Genomic DNA, 21,787 nt, shown 5'->3' with positions numbered 1-21,787 from the left:
TCCCCCCACTCAACACCCCGCAGGAAGAAATAGGAGGCCGCTGTGGCCGGCACCCTCAAGAACGTGACCGACGCCGACTTCGAGACCGAGGTCCTCAAGAGCACCAAGCCCGTCCTGGTGGACTTCTGGGCCGAGTGGTGCGGCCCGTGCCGCCAGATCGCGCCGTCCCTGGAGGCCATCGCCGCCGAGTACGGCGACCAGATCGAGATCGTCAAGCTCAACATCGACCAGAACCCCGGCACGGCCGCCAAGTACGGCGTCATGTCCATCCCGACCCTGAACGTCTACCAGGGCGGTGAGGTCGTCAAGACCATCGTCGGTGCCAAGCCCAAGGCGGCCATCCTGCGCGACCTGAGCGACTTCGTCGGGGGCCCGGCCGCCTGACGGCAGCCGCCTCCGCCGCGTTTCACGTGAAACGGGGCCGCCCCCAGGGGCGGCCCCGTTTCGCACGTCCGGTCCCGCCCCGAGCCGAAGGGCTCACAGGGGGCGCAGTGCCGGCTCCTTGCGGGCGCCTCCGAGGAGCCGGTCCAGTGCCAACTCCACGTCCTCCTTCCAGGAGAGCGTGGAGCGCAGCTCCAACCGCAGCCGCGGGTGCATGGCGTGCGGCCGAACAGTCTTGAAGCCCACGGCCAGCAGGTGATCGGCGGGGAGCAGGCAGGCGGGTCCTTCCCAGCGGGCGTCGCCGAACGCCTCGATGGCGCGGAACCCGCGCCGCAGGAGGTCCTTGGCCACGGTCTGCACCATCACCCGCCCCAGGCCCTGCCCCTGGTACCCGGGGCTGATCCAAGCGGTGATCAGCTGCACCGCGTCGGGTGAGACCGGGCTCGTCGGGAAGGCCGTCGAACGGGGGACGTAGGCAGGCGGCGCGTACATCACGAAGCCGACGGGGACCTCGTCCACGTAGACGACGCGGCCGCACGAACCCCACTCCAGGAGGACGGCGGAGATCCACCCCTCCTTTTCGAGTTCGGACGTCCCTGCCTTCACGGCGGCCTCGCCGCTGACCGGGTCCAGCTCCCAGAACACACAGGACCGGCAACGCCGAGGCAGGTCCTGCAGGTTGTCCAGTGTGAGTGGTACCAACCGACGCCCCATGAGCGCATCGTATCCAGAGCCCGAATCAGGAGAAACCGCTCCAAGCCAAAGGGGCGGACCGCCCCGGCAGCACCGGCGCGATCCGCCCCTCGGCGGGCGGGAGGGTCACTCCGCGGACTGCCCCTGCTCCAGCACCCGGCCCTCGCCGGGAGCCAGGGTCGCCAGGATCCGCTCCAGGTCCTCCATCGAGGCGAACTCGACGGTGATCTTGCCCTTCTTCTGGCCCAGGTCGACCTTCACCCGGGTCTCGAAGCGGTCGGACAGCCTCGTCGCCAGCTCACTGAGGGCCGGGGACACCCGGCCGCCCGCGCGGGGGCCCTTCGGCTTGACCGCGGCCGCCGGCTCCGAGCCCATGAGCGAGACGATCTCCTCGACCGAACGCACGGAAAGCCCTTCGGCCACGATGCGTGCGGCGAGCTGGTCCTGGGCTTCCGGGTCATCGACACCGAGCAGGGCGCGGGCGTGGCCGGCCAGCAGGACTCCGGCCGCCACCCGGCGCTGCACCTTCGGCGACAGCTTGAGGAGCCGGAGGGTGTTCGTCACCTGCGGACGGGAGCGGCCGATCCGGTCCGCCAGCTCGTCGTGGGTGCAGTTGAAGTCCCGCAGCAGCTGGTCGTAGGCCGCAGCCTCTTCCAGCGGGTTCAGCTGTGCCCGGTGGAGGTTCTCCAGCAGGGCGTCCAACAGCATCTTGTCGTCTTCGGTGGCCCGGATGATCGCCGGAATCCGCTGGAGGCCGGCCTCCTTGCAGGCCCGCAGGCGCCGCTCGCCCATGATGAGCTCGTAGCCGCCGGCTGGTGCCCGCCGCACGACGATCGGCTGGAGCAGCCCGACCTCGCGGATGGAGGTGACCAGCTCCGCCAGAGCCGCTCCGTCGAAGACCTCACGGGGCTGCCACGGATTCGCCTCGATCTCGTCCACCGCGATTTCGGCGAAGGTTGCTCCCGCCACCTCGCCGGCCGCGGGCTCCACCGCGACGGTGTCGATCGGCTCGGCGACCGCAATCGATGTTTCACGTGAAACATCGGCCTGTGCGAGGGAGGTCAGCTTCGCCGCGGCGATGCCCCGCTCGGAACTCGGCCCCGGCAGGGAGGCCGCTACCGCCGGCCCGGCGCCCGCTGCGGGCGTCCTCTCCTGGGGAGCCGCGGGAATCAGCGCGCCGAGCCCCCGCCCCAGACCCCTACGTCGCTCACTCATTGGATCCCCTCCGCCATGCTCTGCGTGCTGTTCATGCCTGCGCCCACGTGGGCGTTGCGGCCGTCGTAATGGAGTCCGGCCCCCCGCAGCGCCATCTCCCGCGCCGCTTCCATGTAGGAGAGGGCGCCGCTGGAGCCCGGGTCGTAGGTGAGCACCGTCTGCCCGTAGCTCGGCGCCTCGGAGATGCGCACCGACCGGGGAATGCTCGTCCGCAGGACCTCGCTCCCGAAGTGGGTGCGGACCTCCTCCGCCACCTGGGAGGCCAGCCGCGTCCTGCCGTCGTACATCGTCAGCAGGATCGTCGACACATGCAGTGCCGGGTTCAGATGTGCCCGCACCAGGTCGACGTTGCGCAGCAGCTGGCCGAGCCCCTCCAGGGCGTAGTACTCGCACTGGATCGGGATCAGTACCTCGGCACCGGCGACCAGGGCGTTCACCGTCAGCAGGCCCAGGGAGGGCGGGCAGTCGATGAGGATGTAGTCCAGCGGCTGCTCGTATGCCTGGATGGCCCGCTGGAGGCGGCTCTCGCGCGCCACAAGCGAGACGAGCTCGATCTCCGCGCCCGCCAGGTCGATGGTGGCCGGGGCGCAGAAGAGCCCTTCCACGTCCACGACCGGCTGGACGACTTCGAGGAGCGGCCGGCTGTCCACCAGGACGTCGTAGATCGACGGCACCTCGGCGTGGTGATCGATGCCGAGCGCGGTGGAGGCGTTGCCCTGCGGGTCGAGGTCGATGACCAGAACGCGTGCACCGTGCAGGGCCAGGGAGGCCGCGAGGTTCACGGTCGTCGTGGTCTTGCCCACTCCGCCCTTCTGGTTCGCGACCACGATGACCCGGGTCTGCGCCGGCCTCGGCAGCCCCTCGCCCGAACGGGCCAGCGGCTCGACCGCGAAGGACGCGGCTGCGCCGATGGACGCGTCGTTGTCGACGGGAGGCGGGGGCGGTGTTTCACGTGAAACATCGCCGCCCGCCGATTCAGATCGGGGACCGGGGACCGGATCGGCCATCGGCCCCGCGAGGTTGGCGTCTGACCGCACGGTGTCACTCTCCTCGGCATCAGGCTCGGGCTGAACAGAGCCTGCCATGTCACCGGGGTCGCGAACCAGCGGGGCCCGTGCACCTGTGGATGAATCCACACCTGTGGACAACTCCGTCCCCCCTGTCTCCTTGCGGGAGCGGGGAGCGGCGGCCGCACGGCCGCGACTGATGATTCCGTGCAGCAGAGAGCGACGTTTCACGTGAAACACGATGCCGAAACGGAGTCTTCAGACCCCTCCGACACTCCGAAATCCATACCTATCGGGCACAACGGGCCCTATATAGAACCCGCCGCACCCGAGAAACGCCGCCCTCAGCGACGGCGGCGTGCGCGCCCCACCCGGGCCGCCTTCGCCCGCTTGGCGGCGAACCTCACCCCGCCGGGGCTCTCGCCGACCTCCACCCGGACCACCGTCGACAGGGGATCCACCACACCCTCGCCGACATGGAGCACCGAGGTCTTCACCACACCGAGCTTGGCCAGCGCGGTCTTCGCCGCCACCAGCTCCTCCTCAGCGGTGTCTCCCTTGAGGGCCAGCATCTCGCCGTACGGGCGCAGCAGCGGCACACCCCAGCCCGCGAGGCGGTCCAGCGGAGCCACCGCGCGCGCGGTCACCACGTGTACCGGCGGCACTTTGCCGAGCATCTCCTCGGCGCGGCCGCGGACCACCGTCACGTGGTCCAGCCCCAGCAGCTCCACGGCTTCCTGGAGGAAGGTGGTGCGCCGCAGCAGGGGCTCCAGCAGGGTGATCTTCAGGTCCCGCCGTACGAGGGCCAGCGGAATGCCGGGGAGACCCGCGCCGGAGCCCACGTCGCACACGGTGACGCCCTCCGGAACGACCTCCGAGAGGACGGCGCAGTTCAGCAGGTGCCGCTCCCACAGGCGCGGGACCTCGCGCGGGCCGATCAGGCCGCGCTTGACCCCTGCGTCGGCCAGCAGCTCCGCATACCGCACAGCTTCCGGGAAAAACTCGCCGAACACCGCGCGCGCCTGCTCGGGTGCCGGGGGAAGCTCCGCTGCCTCCGTCACGGGGGACCGTCCTTCCGTATCGCGTACCGCGTGGATCGAGGGGGATCGAGGGGGTGCACCGCTCGGGCGGGTCCGGCCCGCCCGGCCATGCCAGGCTGACAAACATCGGCCCCGTCTGCGACACAGACGGGGCCGAGGACTCGGGCTCGGGGTCAGGCCGGGAGCACGACGACGAAGCGCTGCGGCTCCTCGCCTTCCGACTCGCTCCGCAGACCGGCGGCCGCCACGGCGTCGTGGACGACCTTGCGCTCGAACGGCGTCATGGGGGCGAGCTTGAGGGGCTCGCCGGAGGCCTTGACGTCGGCCGCGGCCTTGGCGCCGATGGCCGCCAGCTCCTGGCGCTTCTTCGCCCGGAAGCCGGCGATGTCCAGCATGAGGCGGCTGCGGTCGCCGGTCTCGCGGTGGACGGCGAGGCGGGTGAGCTCCTGCAGGGCCTCCAGGACCTCACCGTCACGGCCGACGAGCTTCTGCAGGTCGCGGCTGTCCGAGTCGCTGACGATCGACACGGAGGCGCGGTCGGCCTCGACGTCCATGTCGATGTCGCCGTCGAGGTCGGCGATGTCCAGCAGACCCTCGAGGTAGTCGGCCGCGATCTCACCCTCCTGCTCGAGGCGGGTGAGGGTGTCGCCACTCTGGGCGGCGGCGGTGGTGGTGCCTTCCGTCACGGGAGGGACTCCTTCTTACTTCTTGGAAGAGGGCTTGGAGGGCGTCTGGCGCTGCGACTTCGACTGGCGCTTGGGCTGCTGCCGCTTGGGGGCGCCGCCGCTCGCCGCGTCGGCGTCCGCCGTGGCCACGGCGCTCTTGACCACGGAACCGTCGGCCTGGGCCGCCAGGCCCTGCTTCGTCAGCGCCGCGATGAACCTGCGCTCGTTCTCGTTGCGGTCCGCGCCCTTGGCCACGATTCCCGCGACGATCTTCTTCCGGCCCCGCCCCTTGACGCCCTCGTGCGAGGAGACGTGCTTGAGGAGGCGTGCCAGGTACTGGTCCTGGGCCTTGCTGCCCGGGGTGGGGTTCTGGTTGATCACGTACATCTGCTGGCCCATGGTCCAGACGTTGGTGGTCAGCCAGTAGACGAGGACACCGACGGGGAAGTTGACACCCATGACCGCGAAGATCACCGGGAAGATGTACATGAGCATCTTCTGCTGCTGCATGAACGGCGTCTTGACCGTGAGGTCGACGTTCTTCTGCATCAGCTGGCGCTGCGTGTAGAACTGCGACAGCGACATCAGGATGATCATGACTGCGGTCACGATGCGGACGTCGGTCAGGGAGGCGCCGAGCGCGGCGACCTTCTCCTCGCTGTCCATGAACTTCGCCGCGATCGGGGCGCCGAAGATGCGGGCGGACCGGGCGCTGTCGACGAGCTGCTCGTCCAGGACACCGATGGTCTTGCCGTCGGCGATGGTCGCGAGCACGTGGTACAGGGCGAAGAAGAACGGGGACTGCGCCAGGATGGGCAGGCACGAGGAGAGCGGGTTGGTACCCGTCTCCTTGTACAGCTTCATCATCTCTTCGGACTGGCGCTGCTTGTCGTTCTTGTAGCGCTCCTGGATCGCCTTCATCTTCGGCTGGAGCGCCTGCATGCCGCGCGTCGCCTTGATCTGCTTCACGAAGAGCGGGATCAGGCAGATGCGGATCAGGACCACGAGGGACACGATGGACAGGCCCCAGGCCCACCCACTGTCCGCACCGAAGATCGCACCGTACAGCGAGTGGAACTGCACGATGATCCACGAGACGGGCGTGGTGATAAAGCTGAACAGACTGGCAATCGTGTCCACTAATCAGGCTCCTTGAGCATTGCGAGATCTACGCAACGCACTGCGCAGCTGCTCGTGCCAACGCGGGCGTTTACGAGGTGGGACATGGTCCACGCCGCCTGCGGTCCACGGATTGCACCGCAGGATCCGCCAGACGGTCAGGACCGTCCCCTTCACCGCACCATGCCGGTCGATGGCCGTGAACCCGTAGCGTGAGCACGAGGGGTAATAGCGGCACACCGGGCCGAGCAGCGGACTGATCGTCCACTGGTACAGCTTGATCAGAGCGAGCAGCGGGTACTTCATCGAGCTGCGCCTCCCAGGAGCCGCAGCAGGGCGGCATCCAGGTCCCGGGCCAGATCCTCGGGGCCGACATCGCCCGATCCGGGCAGTGCCCGCACCACCACCAGGCTACCGGCGGGCAGCCGGGTCAGCCGTTCGCGCACGAGATGGCGCAGTCGGCGCTTGACCCGGTTGCGGACCACGGCACCGCCCACGGCCTTGCTGACGACGAAACCCGCACGCGTCGGGGAATCAGTCTCCCCCGGCTCGTGCGGGTCCGTTGCACCGCTTGTACGTAGGTGGACGACGAGGAGCGGGCGACCGGCCCTGCGGCCCCGCCGTACCGCGCTCGCGAAGTCCTCGCGCCGCCTCAGCCGATTGTCGGGAGACAGCACGACGTCACTACCTGCGTGTGGTTACGCGGAGAGGGCAGAGCGGCCCTTGCTGCGGCGGTTCGCCAGGATGGCGCGGCCGGCACGCGTACGCATCCGCAGGCGGAAGCCGTGGGTCTTGGCGCGGCGGCGGTTGTTCGGCTGGAAGGTGCGCTTGCTCACTCGGGGGCTCCAGAGAATGAATCGTTGTGGCGGGACATCGCCTGGCTGTCACCGTGCGCCCACGAGGAAGCTCGCGTGTTCGCCCGAGTGGCACCGCTCAACGATCACAACTAGTGATCCTCGCCCATCGGTAGGCAGGCGGCAGCAGCCATCGACAACTCGACCTCGTTACGGTACGCGCGGCTACGCCATCCGGTCAAACCGAGGCGATGCCACCCCGCGCTGTGCACAGGCTGTGGACAACGACTTGAACCGTACCGGCTGCGCTGACTACCGTTGCCTGACCCTGGATTTTTTGTCCCGACCGTCCCAAAGAACCACACATTCGTGGGACCCCCTGTGAGAGAGCGTGCCCTGTGGCTGACGTACCTGCCGATCTTGCCGCAGTGTGGCCACGGGTGCTCGACAAGCTCCTGGGGGAGGGGCAGCAGGCGATCGAGCCCAAGGACCGGCAGTGGATCGAGCGCTGCCAGCCCCTGGCCCTGGTCGCCGACACCGCACTGCTCGCGGTGCCCAACGAGTACGGCAAGCGCGTCCTCGAGGGCCGCCTCGCCCCGCTGATCAGCGATGCGCTGAGCCGCGAGTGCGGCCGCCCGATCCGCATCGCCATCACCGTCGACGACTCGGCCGGCGAGCCCGCCCCCATGGCGCCGCCGGCCCCGCAGCGCGGCGACGCGTACGAGCCGTACGGCGGGCAGCGCTCCGGCGGGCACACCGGCCCGGCCGACGACCAGCTGCCGACGGCCCGCCCCGCCTACCCGGACTACCAGCAGCCGCGCCCCGAGCCCGGCACCTGGCCCCGCGGGGGCCAGCAGGACGACTACAGCTGGCAGCAGCCCCGCCTCGGCGGCTTCCCCGAGCGCGACCCCTACGCCTCCCCGCAGCCCGGCTACCTCCAGCAGCCGGAGTCCGGCGGCTACGAGCAGGGCCCGTACGACCAGAACGGCTACGACCAGGGCTCCTACGAGCAGAAGCCGTACGAGTACGATCCGCAGCCGCTGCCCTACGAGCAGCAGCAGTACGAGCAGTCCGCGCCGCGCCCGGCGCCCGGCCGGCCCGCCCCGCCGGCGCCGTCCGCCGGCTCGACCCCGGGCCCGCTGGAGCCGACGGCCCGGCTGAACCCGAAGTACCTCTTCGACACGTTCGTGATCGGCGCGTCGAACCGCTTCGCGCACGCGGCCGCGGTGGCGGTCGCCGAGGCGCCCGCCAAGGCCTACAACCCGCTCTTCATCTACGGCGAGTCCGGCCTGGGCAAGACGCACCTGCTGCACGCCATCGGGCACTACGCGCGCAGCCTGTACCCGGGGACGCGGGTGCGGTACGTGAGCTCGGAGGAGTTCACCAACGAGTTCATCAACTCCATCCGCGACGGCAAGGGCGACGCCTTCCGCAAGCGCTACCGCGAGATGGACATCCTGCTGGTCGACGACATCCAGTTCCTCGCGAGCAAGGAGTCGACGCAGGAGGAGTTCTTCCACACCTTCAACACGCTGCACAACGCGAACAAGCAGATCGTGCTGTCCTCCGACCGGCCGCCCAAGCAGCTCGTCACGCTGGAGGACCGGCTCCGCAACCGCTTCGAGTGGGGCCTGATCACGGACGTGCAGCCGCCCGAGCTGGAGACGCGCATCGCGATCCTGCGCAAGAAGGCGGTGCAGGAGCAGCTCAACGCCCCGCCGGAGGTGCTGGAGTTCATCGCCTCCCGCATCTCGCGCAACATCCGCGAGCTGGAGGGGGCCCTGATCCGGGTCACCGCCTTCGCGAGCCTGAACCGCCAGCCGGTCGACCTGGGCCTGACCGAGGACGTCCTGAAGAACCTGATCCCGGGGGGCGAGGACTCGGCGCCCGAGATCACGGCCGGGGACATCATGGCGGCCACCGCCGACTACTTCGGCCTGACGGTGGACGACCTGTGCGGCTCCTCGCGCAGCCGGGTGCTGGTCACGGCGCGGCAGATCGCGATGTACCTGTGCCGGGAGCTGACGGACCTCTCCCTGCCGAAGATCGGTGCGCACTTCGGCGGCCGCGACCACACCACCGTCATGCACGCGGACCGCAAGATCCGCGCCCTGATGGCGGAGCGGCGCTCCATCTACAACCAGGTCACCGAGCTCACGAACCGCATCAAGAACGCCTGACCGGCGCTTCCTCCCTCGCATCCACAGGCCGGCCCGCGGAGCCGCGGGCCGGCCTGTGCGCTACCTCCCGACAGCCCGTCAAAGTGCCTTCTGCGGGCTCTCGGTGCTCCGCCAAACGCATCCACAGGGCGCTTCCGGATCACTCCGGGGGCGCCCTTCTTCATGCGCGCGCCCCTGGTCTGTTCGAATACGCCCCCTGGAGAGCAACTTATCCACAGATTGCGGGACTTTCTTGGGTCCACAGGGTGGGGACGGGTTTCGTCACCCACAATCTGTCCACAGGGCTGCCTGGTGAGGGACCATCAGGGCAGGTCAGCCGCCTGTGGAATTGTGCACCGAAGATATCCACAGACTGTGGACGGTCGCTCCGTCCACAGACACGTCCACGGCGTTGTCCACCGCCAACCCACAGGTTGCCGCATGCTGTGCACAGGTTCCGATGACTTACCCACACCGCTGTCCACTGTTCGGCAACAGAGTGACCCCGCTCACCGGCCGGAGTGAAAGCCGTCACACCAAGGTCGACGTTTGGGCTGTGGAGTACCGGGGGAAAACTGGGGACGCAGCTGTGGAGTACTCCAGGTCATCTGGGGATGGCCTGTGCAGAACTTTCTGTTCTCCACAGCGACACCGTGTTGTCCACGGCGCCGCCCACAGGGCATGGGGATAAAAACTGGGGCTTGACCTGCGGAAACGGGCTTATCCACGGTTTCCACAGCCCCTACTACTACCCCCATGGACAGTTAGCTCGGAATCGGTTTTCAAGCAGCCCCTGTGCACAACCCGGCTCGAAGGCCTCCCCGACACCTCGCTCCGGATTTGACGGCCGGCAGCACGCGCTGTCGGTGCCGTACGTCAGACTGGTTCCCGGCACCGACGGGCCGCAGCCCCCGGGGCACGGCAGCGGCGGGCCGACGACGAAGGCCGGCAGACGGACGAGCGAGCAACAGCAGGAGGCGGTTCCGGTGAAGATCCGGGTGGAGCGCGACGTACTCGCGGAGGCGGTGGCCTGGGCTGCCCGCAGCCTCCCGGCCCGGCCGCCCGTGCCCGTCCTCGCGGGCCTGCTGCTGAAGGCCGAGGAAGGGACGCTGTCCCTCTCCGGCTTCGACTACGAGGTCTCGGCCCGCGTCTCCGTCGAGGCGGACGTCGAGGAGGACGGCACCGTCCTCGTCTCCGGCCGGCTCCTCGCCGACATCTGCCGCGCCCTCCCCAACCGGCCGGTGGAGATTTCCACAGACGGTGTACGGGCGACCGTGGTGTGCGGCTCCTCCCGCTTCACCCTCCACACCCTGCCGGTGGAGGAGTACCCGGCCCTGCCGCAGATGCCGACCGCCACCGGCACCGTCTCCGGCGAGGTCTTCGCCGCCGCCGCGGCCCAGGTCGCCATCGCCGCCGGCCGTGACGACACCCTTCCCGTCCTCACCGGCGTCCGCATCGAGATCGAGGGCGACCGCGTCACCCTCGCCTCCACCGACCGCTACCGCTTCGCGGTCCGCGAGTTCCTGTGGAAGCCGGAGAACCCGGACGCCTCCGCCGTCGCCCTCGTCCCCGCCAAGACGCTCCTCGACACGGCGAAGTCCCTGACCAGCGGCGACACCGTCACCCTGGCGCTGTCCGGCTCCGGTGCCGGCGAGGGCCTCATCGGCTTCGAGGGCGCCGGCCGCCGCACCACCACCCGCCTCCTCGAAGGCGACCTGCCCAAGTACCGCACGCTCTTCCCGACCGAGTTCAACTCCGTCGCCGTGATCGAGACCGCCCCCTTCGTGGAGGCCGTCAAGCGCGTCGCGCTGGTCGCCGAGCGCAACACCCCGGTCCGCCTGAGCTTCGAGCAGGGCGTGCTGATCCTGGAGGCCGGCTCCTCCGACGACGCACAGGCTGTGGAAAGGGTCGACGCGGTCCTGGAGGGCGACGACATCTCGATCGCCTTCAACCCGACCTTCCTGCTCGACGGCCTCAGCGCGATCGACTCGCCCGCCGCCCAGCTCAGCTTCACCACGTCCACCAAGCCGGCGCTCCTCAGCGGCCGCCCCGCCGTGGACGCCGAGGCGGACGAGGCCTACAAGTACCTGATCATGCCGGTGCGCCTCTCCGGCTGACACCCGCCCGCCACCGGGGCCCGCTCCCGCCGCCCGCGGGGGACCGGGCCCCGACGGCTGCGGCCCCGCCTGCCGCACGCCCCGCGGCCCCCGCGCCCCGTACGGCGGAGCCCGGAGCGCCCGTGGCGCCGTGTGCGACGGCCCGGCGTAGGCTCGGAGCCGGGTACTCCCGGGCACCGGGGGAATCCGGCACACACGGCCACAACGCAAAAGGAACCACCTGATGGAGCTCGGTCTCGTCGGTCTCGGCAAGATGGGCGGCAACATGCGCGAGCGCATCCGCCGCGCAGGCCACACCGTCATCGGATACGACCGCAACCCTGACCTCGCCGACGTCCACAGCCTCGCGGAGCTTGTGGACGGACTCCAGGCGCCCCGCGTGGTGTGGGTGATGGTCCCGGCCGGTGCCGCGACCCAGTCCACCATCGACGAGCTCGGCGAGCTGCTCTCCCCCGGCGACGTCGTCGTCGACGGCGGCAACTCGCGCTGGACCGACGACGAGAAGCACGCCGAGGAGCTCGCCGCCAGGGGCATCGGCTTCGTCGACTGCGGCGTCTCCGGCGGCGTGTGGGGCCTGGAGAACGGCTACGCGCTCATGTACGGCGGCGAGAAGGAGCACGTCGCGGCCGTCCAGCCGGTCTTCGACGCGCTCAAGCCCGAGGGCGACTTCGGCGCCGTCCACGCCGGCAAGGTCGGCGCCGGCCACTTCGCGAAGATGGTCCACAACGGCATCGAGTACGCCATGATGCAGGCCTACGCCGAGGGCTGGGAGCTGCTGGAGAAGGTCGACTCCGTCACCGACGTCCGCGAGGTGTTCCGGTCCTGGCAGGAGGGGACGGTCATCCGCTCCTGGCTGCTCGACCTGGCCGTCAACGCCCTCGACGAGGACGAGCACCTGGAGCAGCTGCGCGGCTACGCGCAGGACTCCGGCGAGGGCCGCTGGACCGTGGAGGCGGCGATCGACAACGCCGTCCCGCTGCCGGCGATCACCGCGTCGCTCTTCGCGCGCTTCGCCTCGCGCCAGGACGACTCGCCGCAGATGAAGATGATCGCCGCGCTGCGCAACCAGTTCGGCGGCCACGCGGTGGAGAAGAAGTAGCCGCCGCACCCACCGCACCACCGCACCACACAGCAGAGCAGAGCAGAGCAGAGCCGGGGGAGGTCGGCGCCGCATGCACGTCACGCACCTCTCCCTGGCCGACTTCCGCTCGTACGCCCGGGCCGAGGTCCCCCTCGACCCGGGCGTCACCGCCTTCGTGGGCCCCAACGGCCAGGGCAAGACGAACCTCGTCGAGGCCGTCGGCTACCTGGCCACGCTGGGCAGCCACCGGGTGTCCTCGGACGCCCCCCTCGTCCGGATGGGCGCCGAGCGGGCCGTCGTCCGCGCCGCCGTCCGGCAGGGCGACCGGCAGCAGCTGGTCGAGCTCGAACTCAACCCGGGCCGCGCCAACCGCGCCCGCATCAACAGGTCCTCCCAGGTCAGGCCCCGCGACGTGCTCGGCATCGTCCGGACGGTGCTGTTCGCGCCGGAGGACCTCGCCCTCGTCAAGGGCGACCCGGGGGAGCGCCGCCGCTTCCTCGACGAGCTGGTCACGGCGCGCTCCCCGCGGATGGCGGGGGTCCGCTCCGACTACGAGCGGGTCCTCAAGCAGCGCAACACCCTGCTGAAGTCCGCGGCCATGGCACGCCGGCACGGCGGCCGCTCCATGGACCTGTCCACCCTGGACGTGTGGGACCAGCACCTGGCCCGGGCCGGCGCCGAGCTGCTGGCCCAGCGCCTCGACCTGATCGCGTCGCTGCTCCCGCTGGCCGACAAGGCGTACGAGCAGCTCGCGCCCGGCGGCGGCCCGCTCGGCCTGGCCTACCGCTGCTCCGCGGGCGAGCCCGTCGACAGCGGCGCGGCCCGCTCCCGCGAGGAGCTGTACGAGGTGCTGCTCCAGGCACTGGCGCAGGTGCGCAAGCAGGAGATCGAGCGGGGCGTCACCCTCGTCGGGCCGCACCGCGACGACGTGCTGCTGCGGCTCGGCGAGCTGCCGGCCAAGGGGTACGCCAGCCACGGCGAATCCTGGAGCTACGCGCTCGCGCTGCGGCTCGCCTCGTACGAGCTGCTCCGCGCCGAGGGCGCCGAGCCGGTGCTGATCCTCGACGACGTCTTCGCGGAGCTGGACGCGCGGCGCCGGGAGCGGCTGGCCGGACTGGTGGCCCCGGGGGAGCAGGTCCTGGTGACGGCCGCGGTGGACGACGATGTCCCCGGGGTCCTCGCCGGGGCGCGTTTCGCGGTGTCCGGCGGTGAGGTGACCCGGCTGTGAAGGACCACGGGCAGGGCGGAAACGGAACCGGAAGCGAAAGCAACGCTCCGGGCGAGCGGCCCAGGACTCCGGAGCCCTCCGGCATCGACCTGGCGCGGCAGGCCCTGGCGGCGGCCCGCGAGCAGGCGCGTGCCCGGGGCCAGGCTGCCGGCGGCCGCGGCGCCCGCCGGAACCAGCCGGGCCTGCGTTCGGGCGCCCGGGCCGATGGCAGGGACCCCATGCCGCTGATGGCGGCGCTGGAGCGGCTGCGGACCGAGCGCGGCTGGGAGATGCCGATGGCGGTGGCCGGCGTGATGGAGCGCTGGCCGGAGATCGTCGGGCCGGAGATCGCCGCGCACTGCGAACCGGAACGCTATGAGGAGCGTGAGCTCTTCGTCCGGTGCGACTCCTCGGCCTGGGCGGCGCAGCTGAAGCTGCTCGCCCCGCAGCTGGTCGCGCGGCTGAACGCGGACCTCGGCCAGGGCACGGTCCGGCTGATCAAGGTCCGCGGACCGGGCGGGCGCCCCAAGCCCTACGGTCCCTGGCGGGCCCCCGGCAGCTCGGGCCCGGGCGACACCTACGGCTGACGCCCCCGGGCCGGGCCGCGCCCCCGTCCCCCTCGCCCATTCCCTCCCCTTACCTCTCTCCCCTCCGCCCCTGCCCCCGCAGCCCCGGCGCCCGCCTCCGGCGCGCCTTCCCCACGGGTCGGCAGGCGCCTCCGCACGGCCGGCGGACCGGCCCGTCCCCGTGGCGTCCCTCACGGTGATGAGAGGTTGACAGCCCGAAGCGCTGGACGCCCGCGTGAGCCTCTTTGGGCCCCGGTCCGAATATGGGGAGTCGGAGAGAGGAGGTTCAGGGCGGCACATGCGTACTCAGGTACCGGCAAACCCCCATCGATGTCCGTGGTACCGGTAGACTGAAGCAAATCCCGCCCGGTTGCGGGAACACGCTGACAAACGCTGACAACGCAGATCGACGCAGCCGCTCCACGCCGGCACGCACGCCGGCCCGGAGTCCGGCCTGTGCTGTGCCAGAAAGGGCGCTTCGTGGCCGATTCCGGCAACCTCAACGACAACCAGTCCACAGCCGGCGAGAACGGGGAGGTCACCTCCTCGTACGACGCCTCCGCGATCCAGGTCCTGGAGGGCCTGGACGCCGTGCGCAAGCGGCCCGGCATGTACATCGGCTCGACCGGCGAGCGCGGTCTGCACCACCTCGTGTACGAGGTCGTCGACAACTCCGTCGACGAGGCCCTCGCGGGCCACGCGGACACCATCGACGTGACGATCCTCGCCGACGGCGGCGTGCGCGTGGTCGACAACGGCCGCGGCATCCCCGTCGACATCGTCCCGTCCGAGGGCAAGCCGGCCGTCGAGGTCGTGCTGACCGTCCTGCACGCGGGCGGCAAGTTCGGCGGCGGGGGCTACGCCGTCTCCGGCGGTCTGCACGGCGTCGGCGTGTCCGTCGTCAACGCCCTGTCGACGAAGGTCGCGGTCGAGGTCAAGCGCGACGGCCACCGCTTCACCCAGGACTACAAGCTGGGCGTCCCGACGGCCCCCCTCGCGAAGAACGAGGAGACCGACGAGCACGGCACCACGGTCACGTTCTGGGCCGACGGCGACATCTTCGAGACGACCGAGTACTCCTTCGAGACGCTCTCGCGCCGCTTCCAGGAGATGGCCTTCCTCAACAAGGGCCTGACCATCAGCCTGACCGACGAGCGCGAGTCGGCGAAGGCCACCGTCGGCGCCGAGACGGCCGAGGAGACCGAGGAGCCGCAGGCCCGCACGGTCCGGTACTACTACGAGGGCGGCATCGTCGACTTCGTGAAGTACCTGAACTCGCGCAAGGGCGAGCTCATCCACCCGACGGTCATCTCCGTCGAGTCGGAGGACAAGGAGCGCATGCTCTCGGTCGAGATCGCGATGCAGTGGAACTCGCAGTACACCGAGGGCGTGTACTCCTTCGCGAACACGATCCACACGCACGAGGGCGGCACCCACGAGGAGGGCTTCCGCGCGGCCCTCACCGGCCTGGTCAACCGCTACGCGCGGGACAGGAAGCTGCTGCGGGAGAAGGACGACAACCTCGCCGGCGAGGACATCCGCGAGGGCCTGACGGCGATCATCTCGGTCAAGCTGGGCGAGCCGCAGTTCGAGGGCCAGACCAAGACCAAGCTGGGCAACACGGAGGCCAAGACCTTCGTGCAGAAGGTCGTCCACGAGCACCTGAACGACTGGTTCGACCGCAACCCCAACGAGGCCGCGGACATCGTCCGCAAGGCGATCCAGGCCGCCACGGCCCGCGTCGCGGCCCGCAAGGCCCGCGACCTGACCCGCCGCAAGGGCCTGCTGGAGAGCGCCTCGCTGCCCGGCAAGCTCTCCGACTGCCAGTCCAACGACCCGACGAAGTGCGAGATCTTCATCGTCGAGGGCGACTCCGCCGGCGGCTCCGCCAAGTCCGGCCGCAACCCGATGTACCAGGCCATCCTGCCGATCCGCGGCAAGATCCTGAACGTCGAGAAGGCCCGTATCGACAAGATCCTCCAGAACACCGAGGTCCAGGCGCTCATCAGCGCCTTCGGCACCGGCGTCCACGAGGACTTCGACATCGAGAAGCTCCGCTACCACAAGATCATCCTGATGGCGGACGCCGACGTCGACGGCCAGCACATCAACACCCTGCTGCTGACCTTCCTCTTCCGCTTCATGCGCCCGCTGGTCGAGGCCGGCCACGTGTACCTCTCCCGCCCCCCGCTCTACAAGATCAAGTGGGGCCGGGACGACTTCGAGTACGCGTACTCCGACAAGGAGCGCGACGCGCTCGTCGAGCTCGGCAAGCAGAACGGCAAGCGGATCAGGGAGGACTCGATCCAGCGCTTCAAGGGTCTGGGCGAGATGAACGCCGAGGAGCTGCGCGTCACGACCATGGACGTCGACCACCGCGTGCTCGGCCAGGTCACCCTGGACGACGCCGCCCAGGCCGACGACCTGTTCTCCGTGCTTATGGGCGAGGACGTCGAGGCCCGGCGCTCCTTCATCCAGCGCAACGCCAAGGACGTCCGCTTCCTCGACATCTGAGTCGGCTCTCAACGGCCGCCCGAAAGGATTTCTGACCAGCAATGGCCGACGAAACCACCCCCACCGCCGAGAACCCCGCGGAGGACGAGCCGCAGCTGCGCATCGAGCCCGTCGGGCTCGAGACGGAGATGCAGCGCTCCTACCTCGACTACGCGATGTCCGTCATCGTCTCGCGCGCCCTGCCGGACGTGCGCGACGGCCTCAAGCCGGTGCACCGCCGCGTGCTGTACGCGATGTACGACGGCGGCTACCGGCCCGAGAAGGGCTTCTACAAGTGCGCCCGCGTCGTCGGCGACGTCATGGGCACCTACCACCCGCACGGCGACTCCTCGATCTACGACGCCCTGGTCCGCCTGGCCCAGCCGTGGTCGATGCGCATGCCGCTCGTCGACTCGAACGGCAACTTCGGCTCCCCGGGCAACGACCCGGCCGCCGCCATGCGCTACACCGAGTGCAAGATGGCGCCGCTGTCGATGGAGATGGTCCGCGACATCGACGAGGAGACCGTCGACTTCACGGACAACTACGACGGCCGCAACCAGGAGCCGACGGTCCTGCCGGCGCGCTTCCCGAACCTCCTGGTCAACGGCTCCGCCGGCATCGCGGTCGGCATGGCGACGAACATCCCGCCGCACAACCTGCGCGAGGTCGCCGAGGGCGCCCAGTGGTACCTGGCCAACCCGGAGGCCCCGCACGAGGAGCTGCTCGACGCGCTCATGGAGCGCATCAAGGGCCCCGACTTCCCGACCGGCGCGCTCGTCGTGGGCCGCAAGGGCATCGAGGAGGCGTACCGCACCGGCCGCGGCTCCATCACCATGCGGGCCGTCGTCGAGGTCGAGGAGATCCAGAACCGCCAGTGCCTGGTGGTCACCGAGCTCCCCTACCAGGTGAACCCGGACAACCTGGCGCAGAAGATCGCCGACCTCGTCAAGGACGGCAAGATCGGCGGCATCGCCGACGTCCGCGACGAGACGTCCTCCCGCACCGGCCAGCGCCTCGTCATCGTGCTCAAGCGCGACGCCGTCGCCAAGGTCGTCCTGAACAACCTGTACAAGCACACCGACCTGCAGACCAACTTCGGCGCGAACATGCTGGCGCTGGTCGACGGCGTGCCGCGGACCCTGTCGCTGGACGCGTTCATCCGCCACTGGGTGCACCACCAGGTCGAGGTCATCGTCCGGCGGACCCGCTTCCGCCTGCGCAAGGCGGAGGAGCGGGCGCACATCCTGCGCGGCCTGCTCGCCGCGCTCGACGCCATCGACGAGGTCATCGCCCTCATCCGGCGCAGCGACACGGTCGAGGTCGCCCGCGAGGGCCTGATGGGGCTCCTCTCGATCGACGAGATCCAGGCCAACGCCATCCTCGAGATGCAGCTGCGCCGCCTGGCCGCCCTGGAGCGCCAGAAGATCGTCGCCGAGCACGACGAGCTCCAGGCGAAGATCAACGAGTACAACGGGATCCTGGCGTCCCCGGAGAAGCAGCGCGCGATCGTCAGCGAGGAGCTCGCCGCGATCGTCGACAAGTTCGGCGACGACCGCCGCTCGAAGCTGGTGCCGTTCGACGGCGACATGTCCATCGAGGACCTGATCGCCGAAGAGGACATCGTCGTCACCATCACCAACGGCGGCTACGTCAAGCGGACCAAGACCGAGGACTACCGCTCGCAGAAGCGCGGCGGCAAGGGCGTGCGCGGCACGAAGCTGAAGCAGGACGACATCGTCGACCACTTCTTCGTGTCCACCACCCACCACTGGCTGCTCTTCTTCACCAACAAGGGCCGCGTCTACCGCGCCAAGGCGTACGAGCTGCCGGACGCCGGGCGCGACGCCCGCGGCCAGCACGTGGCCAACCTGCTGGCGTTCCAGCCGGACGAGCAGATCGCGGAGATCCTCGCGATCCGCGACTACGAGGCCGCGCCCTACCTGATCCTGGCCACCAAGGCCGGCCTGGTGAAGAAGACCCCGCTGAAGGACTACGACTCCCCCCGCTCGGGCGGTGTCATCGCCATCAACCTCCGCGAGCGCGAGGACGGCAGCGACGACGAGCTGATCGGCGCCGAGCTGGTCTCCGCCGAGGACGACCTGCTGCTGATCAGCAAGAAGGCGCAGTCGATCCGCTTCACCGCGACCGACGACGCGCTGCGCCCGATGGGCCGCGCCACCTCCGGCGTGAAGGGCATGAGCTTCCGCGAGGGCGACGAGCTGCTCTCGATGAGCGTGGTCCGGCCCGGTACGTTCGTCTTCACCGCGACCGACGGCGGATACGCCAAGCGGACCCCGGTCGACGAATACCGCGTCCAGGGGCGTGGCGGTCTCGGCATCAAGGCTGCGAAGATCGTGGAAGACCGCGGTTCGCTCGTCGGGGCGCTCGTGGTCGACGAGACGGACGAGATCCTCGCCATCACGCTCGGCGGTGGTGTGATCCGTACGCGAGTCAGCGAAGTCCGGGAGACGGGCCGTGACACCATGGGCGTCCAGCTGATCAATCTGGGCAAGCGGGATGCCGTGGTCGGTATCGCGCGGAACGCCGAGGCGGGTCAGGATGCTGACGAGGTCGACGAGACCGAGGCCGCCGAATCACAGGCCGCCGAGGCAGCCGGGGGCGCACAGCCTCCGGCCGGGGAGCACGAGGAGTAAGTCGTGAGTGGAGCCACGGGCGCCGGACCGGCCAAGACTGGGGAGGACGGTGCCCGTGGCCCCGCCGCGGACTCCCGGGCCGGGGCCGCGGACGCCGAGGGCGGGGCGACGACCGTGACGGACGCGCGCGGTGCGAAATCCCAGTCGAAGCCGCAGCCGAAGCAGGAGAAGGCCGGCAAGCAGTCGCAGGCGCAGCAGAAGCCCCAGCAGCAGAAGCCCCAGCCGTACCACCCGCCGCAGGCGTACGAGGCCCCCTCGGGTGCCGGCGCGCCCCGCGGCAGCGCCCCGGGCGGCACCTCGCAGCGCGCGCCGCGCCCGGGGGTGCGTACGACGCCGAGGACGCGCAAGGCGCGGCTGCGGGTGGCCAAGGCCGACCCGTGGTCGGTGATGAAGGTCAGCTTCCTGCTGTCGATCGCGCTCGGCGTGTGCACGGTCGTCGCGGCGGCGGTGCTGTGGATGGTCATGGACGCCATGGGCGTCTTCTCGACCGTGGGCAGCACGATCAGCGAGGCGACCGGCTCCAGCGAGAGCAACGGCTTCGACCTCCAGGCGTTCATGTCGCTGCCGCGGGTGCTCGTCTTCACCTCGGTCATCGCCGTGATCGACGTCGTGCTCGCGACGGCGCTCGCGACGCTCGGCGCGTTCATCTACAACCTGTCGGCGGGCTTCGTCGGCGGTGTGGAGCTCACGCTCGCCGAGGACGAGTAGGGCCCTGATCAGCGATTTGGGAACTCCAGCGTCTGTGCGCTAATCTTCAGGAGTCAGCGCGCAGCGCGGAGGGGCTATAGCTCAGTTGGTTAGAGCGCATCCCTGATAAGGATGAGGCCACAGGTTCAAATCCTGTTAGCCCCACATATGGCGAAGACCCCCAGGCCGGAAGGCCCGGGGGTCTTCGCCGTTCGGCCGTCCGGGGCCTCCCAGGTCACCGAACGGTATCGATCGGTGTGTATTGTTGGCGGCCAGAGGTACCCCAACGACGACGAAAGACGAGGTCGCGCGGTGAAGAAGCTGCTCCTGGTCGCACTGGCCGCCATCGGCGGTCTCCTCGTGTACCGCCAGATCCAGGCGGACCGCGCCGAGCAGGACCTGTGGACGGAGGCAACCGACTCCGTGCCCTCCGGTTCCGGCGTGTGAGACCCGAAGGCCGATCCACGAAGCCCCGGCTGCCCTTGCGGCCGGGGCTTCGTGCTGTTCTGTGACGAATTATTCCGTTATGCAAAGATTGTGGTTGCTGCGGCAAAAGCGGGGGTGGGTGTGATGGGGCGGCTGAGCAGGACGCTGCCGGCGGTGGCCGCGGCCCTGGGCCTGGCGGCGGGGCTGCCGGGCACCGCGTACGCGGCCGGGGAGCCGCTGCCGGCGTACCGGACGGCCGACGGGGCGCGCCCGGTGCAGGGCGCGGAGTCCTCGGCCGACGCCCCGGCCCTGGAGCCGGGCGCGGTGTACGGCGACACCCTCGCCCCCGGCAGCCGCTTCTACCGGCTGAACCTCGACGACACCTCCAGCGTGTACGTCTCCGCGGTGCTGGTGCCGAAGCCCGGTGCCCGGATCGACTCCGGCGGCGACGGCCTGGAGGTCTCGCTGATGACCACCGCCGGCCGCTCCTGCCCGGGCAGCCCCGGCCGGACGACCTTCGGCTACGGCCTGGGCGCCCGGCCCATCGGCGCCGCGGCCGTGCGCCTCCTCCAGGAGGACGGCGACTGCCAGCAGGCCGGCGTCTACTACGTGAAGGTCACCCGGGAGGCCTCGAAGAACTCCGACCGGTCCCCGTGGCCCGTGGAGCTCACCGTCTCGCGCGAACCCGGCCTGAAGACCGGCAGTGCCCCCGCAGCAGCCCCCAGCGGATGGCCTTCCACCCCGCCGCAGCCGCCGGCGTCCGAGCCGGTGGCCCGCGAGGGCGGCACCGGCTTCAACGACGCCCGCGCGCTGGGCACGGGCGTATGGCGGGACGGCCTGAGGCCCGGTCAGACGCGCTTCTACCGGGTCCCGCTGGACTGGGGGCAGCAGCTGTCGGTCGGTGCCGAGCTGGCCGCGGCCAGACTGACGAAGGACTTCGCCTCCGCCTCCACCGGGCTCGGCGTCACCCTGTACACGCCCTACCGCAGCGTGGTCGACGACAAGGACACCGGCTACGACGGCAGGCAGGCGGGCCTCACCCTCCCGCCCACCGCGCCGGTCGCCTACGAGAACCGGTTCGCGAAGGGCTCCGGGGCGGGCGGGGCCCGGGTCGCCGGCTGGTACTACCTGGCGGTCACGCTCGGCGAGAAGGTCGGCGAGTTCACCGAGGACGCCGTCCCCGTGCCGCTGACGCTGCGGCTGACCGTGCAGGGCAAGGCGGCGGCCCCGCCCCCGTACGCGGAGGGCCTGGCGCGGTCCGGCTTCGGCGTCGACGACGCGGACCGCGCGGCGGCCCGGGAGGGACTGACGGAGCCGGAGGCGGCCCAGGCCGCGGACCGGCGCGCGACCATGGGCACCGTCGCGGCGGGCGGCTTCGGGACCGGCACGCTGCTGCTGCTCGTCCTGGGCGGCTGGCTGCTGCTGGCCCGGCGCGGGCGCACCGGCTGACGGGCCCGCGACCGGGCGCGGCCCACGGCCT

Annotated in this window: 20 protein-coding genes and 1 tRNA gene; 12 read left to right on the top strand and 9 right to left on the bottom strand. The window is 70.4% G+C overall.

The window, feature by feature from the left end; genetic code table 11:
• The first annotated feature begins 42 nt into the window (after window positions 1–42).
• Window positions 43–384 carry a thioredoxin gene (trxA, locus tag MUK52_RS16165; RefSeq protein ID WP_114058341.1) on the top strand — a complete coding sequence of 114 codons (342 nt, stop codon included), beginning with the start codon at window positions 43–45 and terminating at the stop codon, window positions 382–384.
• Between the two features lie 93 nt (window positions 385–477).
• Here the strand turns inward: trxA and MUK52_RS16160 are convergent, their stop codons facing one another.
• From MUK52_RS16160 to rpmH, 9 genes are all read right to left on the bottom strand, one after another.
• Complete coding sequence (locus MUK52_RS16160) at window positions 478–1,095, bottom strand: GNAT family N-acetyltransferase (protein WP_114058342.1); 618 nt, start codon at window positions 1,093–1,095, stop codon at window positions 478–480.
• A 105-nt stretch (window positions 1,096–1,200) separates the two neighbouring features.
• Window positions 1,201–2,289: a ParB/RepB/Spo0J family partition protein gene (locus MUK52_RS16155; RefSeq protein WP_114058343.1), complete on the bottom strand. Its 1,089-nt coding sequence runs from the start codon at window positions 2,287–2,289 to the stop codon at window positions 1,201–1,203.
• Entirely contained in the window at window positions 2,286–3,374 is a 1,089-nt protein-coding gene (locus MUK52_RS16150) for a ParA family protein (RefSeq protein ID WP_114058344.1), read from the bottom strand. Before MUK52_RS16150 ends, MUK52_RS16155 begins: the two co-directional genes overlap by 4 nt.
• Window positions 3,375–3,640: 266 nt before the next feature.
• The gene (gene rsmG, locus MUK52_RS16145) at window positions 3,641–4,357 is read right to left on the bottom strand and encodes a 16S rRNA (guanine(527)-N(7))-methyltransferase RsmG (protein WP_114058345.1); all 717 of its coding nucleotides are present in this window, start codon (window positions 4,355–4,357) and stop codon (window positions 3,641–3,643) included.
• 152 nt (window positions 4,358–4,509) lie between these two features.
• On the bottom strand, window positions 4,510–5,022 hold the full coding sequence (locus MUK52_RS16140) for a Jag family protein (protein ID WP_284577337.1): 513 nt from the start codon (window positions 5,020–5,022) through the stop codon (window positions 4,510–4,512).
• Window positions 5,023–5,037: 15 nt separating this feature from the next.
• Window positions 5,038–6,141: a membrane protein insertase YidC gene (gene yidC / locus MUK52_RS16135; RefSeq protein WP_114058347.1), complete on the bottom strand. Its 1,104-nt coding sequence runs from the start codon at window positions 6,139–6,141 to the stop codon at window positions 5,038–5,040.
• A gap of 3 nt (window positions 6,142–6,144) precedes the next feature.
• The gene (gene yidD / locus MUK52_RS16130) at window positions 6,145–6,426 is read right to left on the bottom strand and encodes a membrane protein insertion efficiency factor YidD (RefSeq protein ID WP_114058348.1); all 282 of its coding nucleotides are present in this window, start codon (window positions 6,424–6,426) and stop codon (window positions 6,145–6,147) included.
• A complete protein-coding gene (gene rnpA, locus MUK52_RS16125; RefSeq protein WP_284577334.1) occupies window positions 6,423–6,797 on the bottom strand; it encodes a ribonuclease P protein component in 375 nt (124 codons plus the stop codon). Before rnpA ends, yidD begins: the two co-directional genes overlap by 4 nt.
• A gap of 21 nt (window positions 6,798–6,818) precedes the next feature.
• The gene (rpmH, locus tag MUK52_RS16120) at window positions 6,819–6,956 is read right to left on the bottom strand and encodes a 50S ribosomal protein L34 (protein WP_007265229.1); all 138 of its coding nucleotides are present in this window, start codon (window positions 6,954–6,956) and stop codon (window positions 6,819–6,821) included.
• A gap of 356 nt (window positions 6,957–7,312) precedes the next feature.
• Here rpmH and dnaA point away from each other — a divergent pair, with 356 nt between their 5' ends.
• From dnaA to MUK52_RS16065, 11 genes are all read left to right on the top strand, one after another.
• On the top strand, window positions 7,313–9,094 hold the full coding sequence (gene dnaA, locus MUK52_RS16115) for a chromosomal replication initiator protein DnaA (protein WP_284577319.1): 1,782 nt from the start codon (window positions 7,313–7,315) through the stop codon (window positions 9,092–9,094).
• A gap of 965 nt (window positions 9,095–10,059) precedes the next feature.
• Window positions 10,060–11,190 carry a DNA polymerase III subunit beta gene (dnaN, locus tag MUK52_RS16110; protein WP_114053261.1) on the top strand — a complete coding sequence of 377 codons (1,131 nt, stop codon included), beginning with the start codon at window positions 10,060–10,062 and terminating at the stop codon, window positions 11,188–11,190.
• 223 nt (window positions 11,191–11,413) lie between these two features.
• The gene (gnd, locus tag MUK52_RS16105) at window positions 11,414–12,289 is read left to right on the top strand and encodes a phosphogluconate dehydrogenase (NAD(+)-dependent, decarboxylating) (RefSeq protein WP_284577317.1); all 876 of its coding nucleotides are present in this window, start codon (window positions 11,414–11,416) and stop codon (window positions 12,287–12,289) included.
• Between the two features lie 73 nt (window positions 12,290–12,362).
• Window positions 12,363–13,499, top strand: coding sequence for a DNA replication/repair protein RecF (recF, locus tag MUK52_RS16100; RefSeq protein WP_284577315.1), 1,137 nt, complete (start codon window positions 12,363–12,365; stop codon window positions 13,497–13,499).
• The gene (locus tag MUK52_RS16095; RefSeq protein ID WP_428985377.1) at window positions 13,496–14,065 is read left to right on the top strand and encodes a DciA family protein; all 570 of its coding nucleotides are present in this window, start codon (window positions 13,496–13,498) and stop codon (window positions 14,063–14,065) included. Before recF ends, MUK52_RS16095 begins: the two co-directional genes overlap by 4 nt.
• Window positions 14,066–14,500: 435 nt before the next feature.
• Entirely contained in the window at window positions 14,501–16,558 is a 2,058-nt protein-coding gene (gene gyrB, locus MUK52_RS16090; RefSeq protein ID WP_114053264.1) for a DNA topoisomerase (ATP-hydrolyzing) subunit B, read from the top strand.
• 41 nt (window positions 16,559–16,599) lie between these two features.
• Window positions 16,600–19,194, top strand: a complete 2,595-nt coding sequence (gyrA, locus tag MUK52_RS16085) for a DNA gyrase subunit A (RefSeq protein WP_114053265.1) — start codon at window positions 16,600–16,602, stop codon at window positions 19,192–19,194.
• A 3-nt stretch (window positions 19,195–19,197) separates the two neighbouring features.
• Window positions 19,198–19,902: a DUF3566 domain-containing protein gene (locus MUK52_RS16080; protein WP_284577311.1), complete on the top strand. Its 705-nt coding sequence runs from the start codon at window positions 19,198–19,200 to the stop codon at window positions 19,900–19,902.
• A gap of 70 nt (window positions 19,903–19,972) precedes the next feature.
• Window positions 19,973–20,046: transfer RNA gene (locus MUK52_RS16075), tRNA-Ile, on the top strand.
• Between the two features lie 147 nt (window positions 20,047–20,193).
• Window positions 20,194–20,328 (top strand): DLW-39 family protein, encoded by a 135-nt coding sequence (locus MUK52_RS16070; protein ID WP_208809277.1) that lies wholly within the window; start codon window positions 20,194–20,196, stop codon window positions 20,326–20,328.
• A 123-nt stretch (window positions 20,329–20,451) separates the two neighbouring features.
• Entirely contained in the window at window positions 20,452–21,756 is a 1,305-nt protein-coding gene (locus MUK52_RS16065) for a hypothetical protein (protein ID WP_284577283.1), read from the top strand.
• Window positions 21,757–21,787: the final 31 nt, after the last annotated feature.

The sequence above is a fragment of the Streptomyces sp. 2P-4 genome (assembly GCF_030167965.1).
GTDB classification, from domain to species: domain Bacteria; phylum Actinomycetota; class Actinomycetes; order Streptomycetales; family Streptomycetaceae; genus Streptomyces; species Streptomyces globosus_A.
This window is presented reverse-complemented; position numbering and strand designations above follow the sequence as displayed.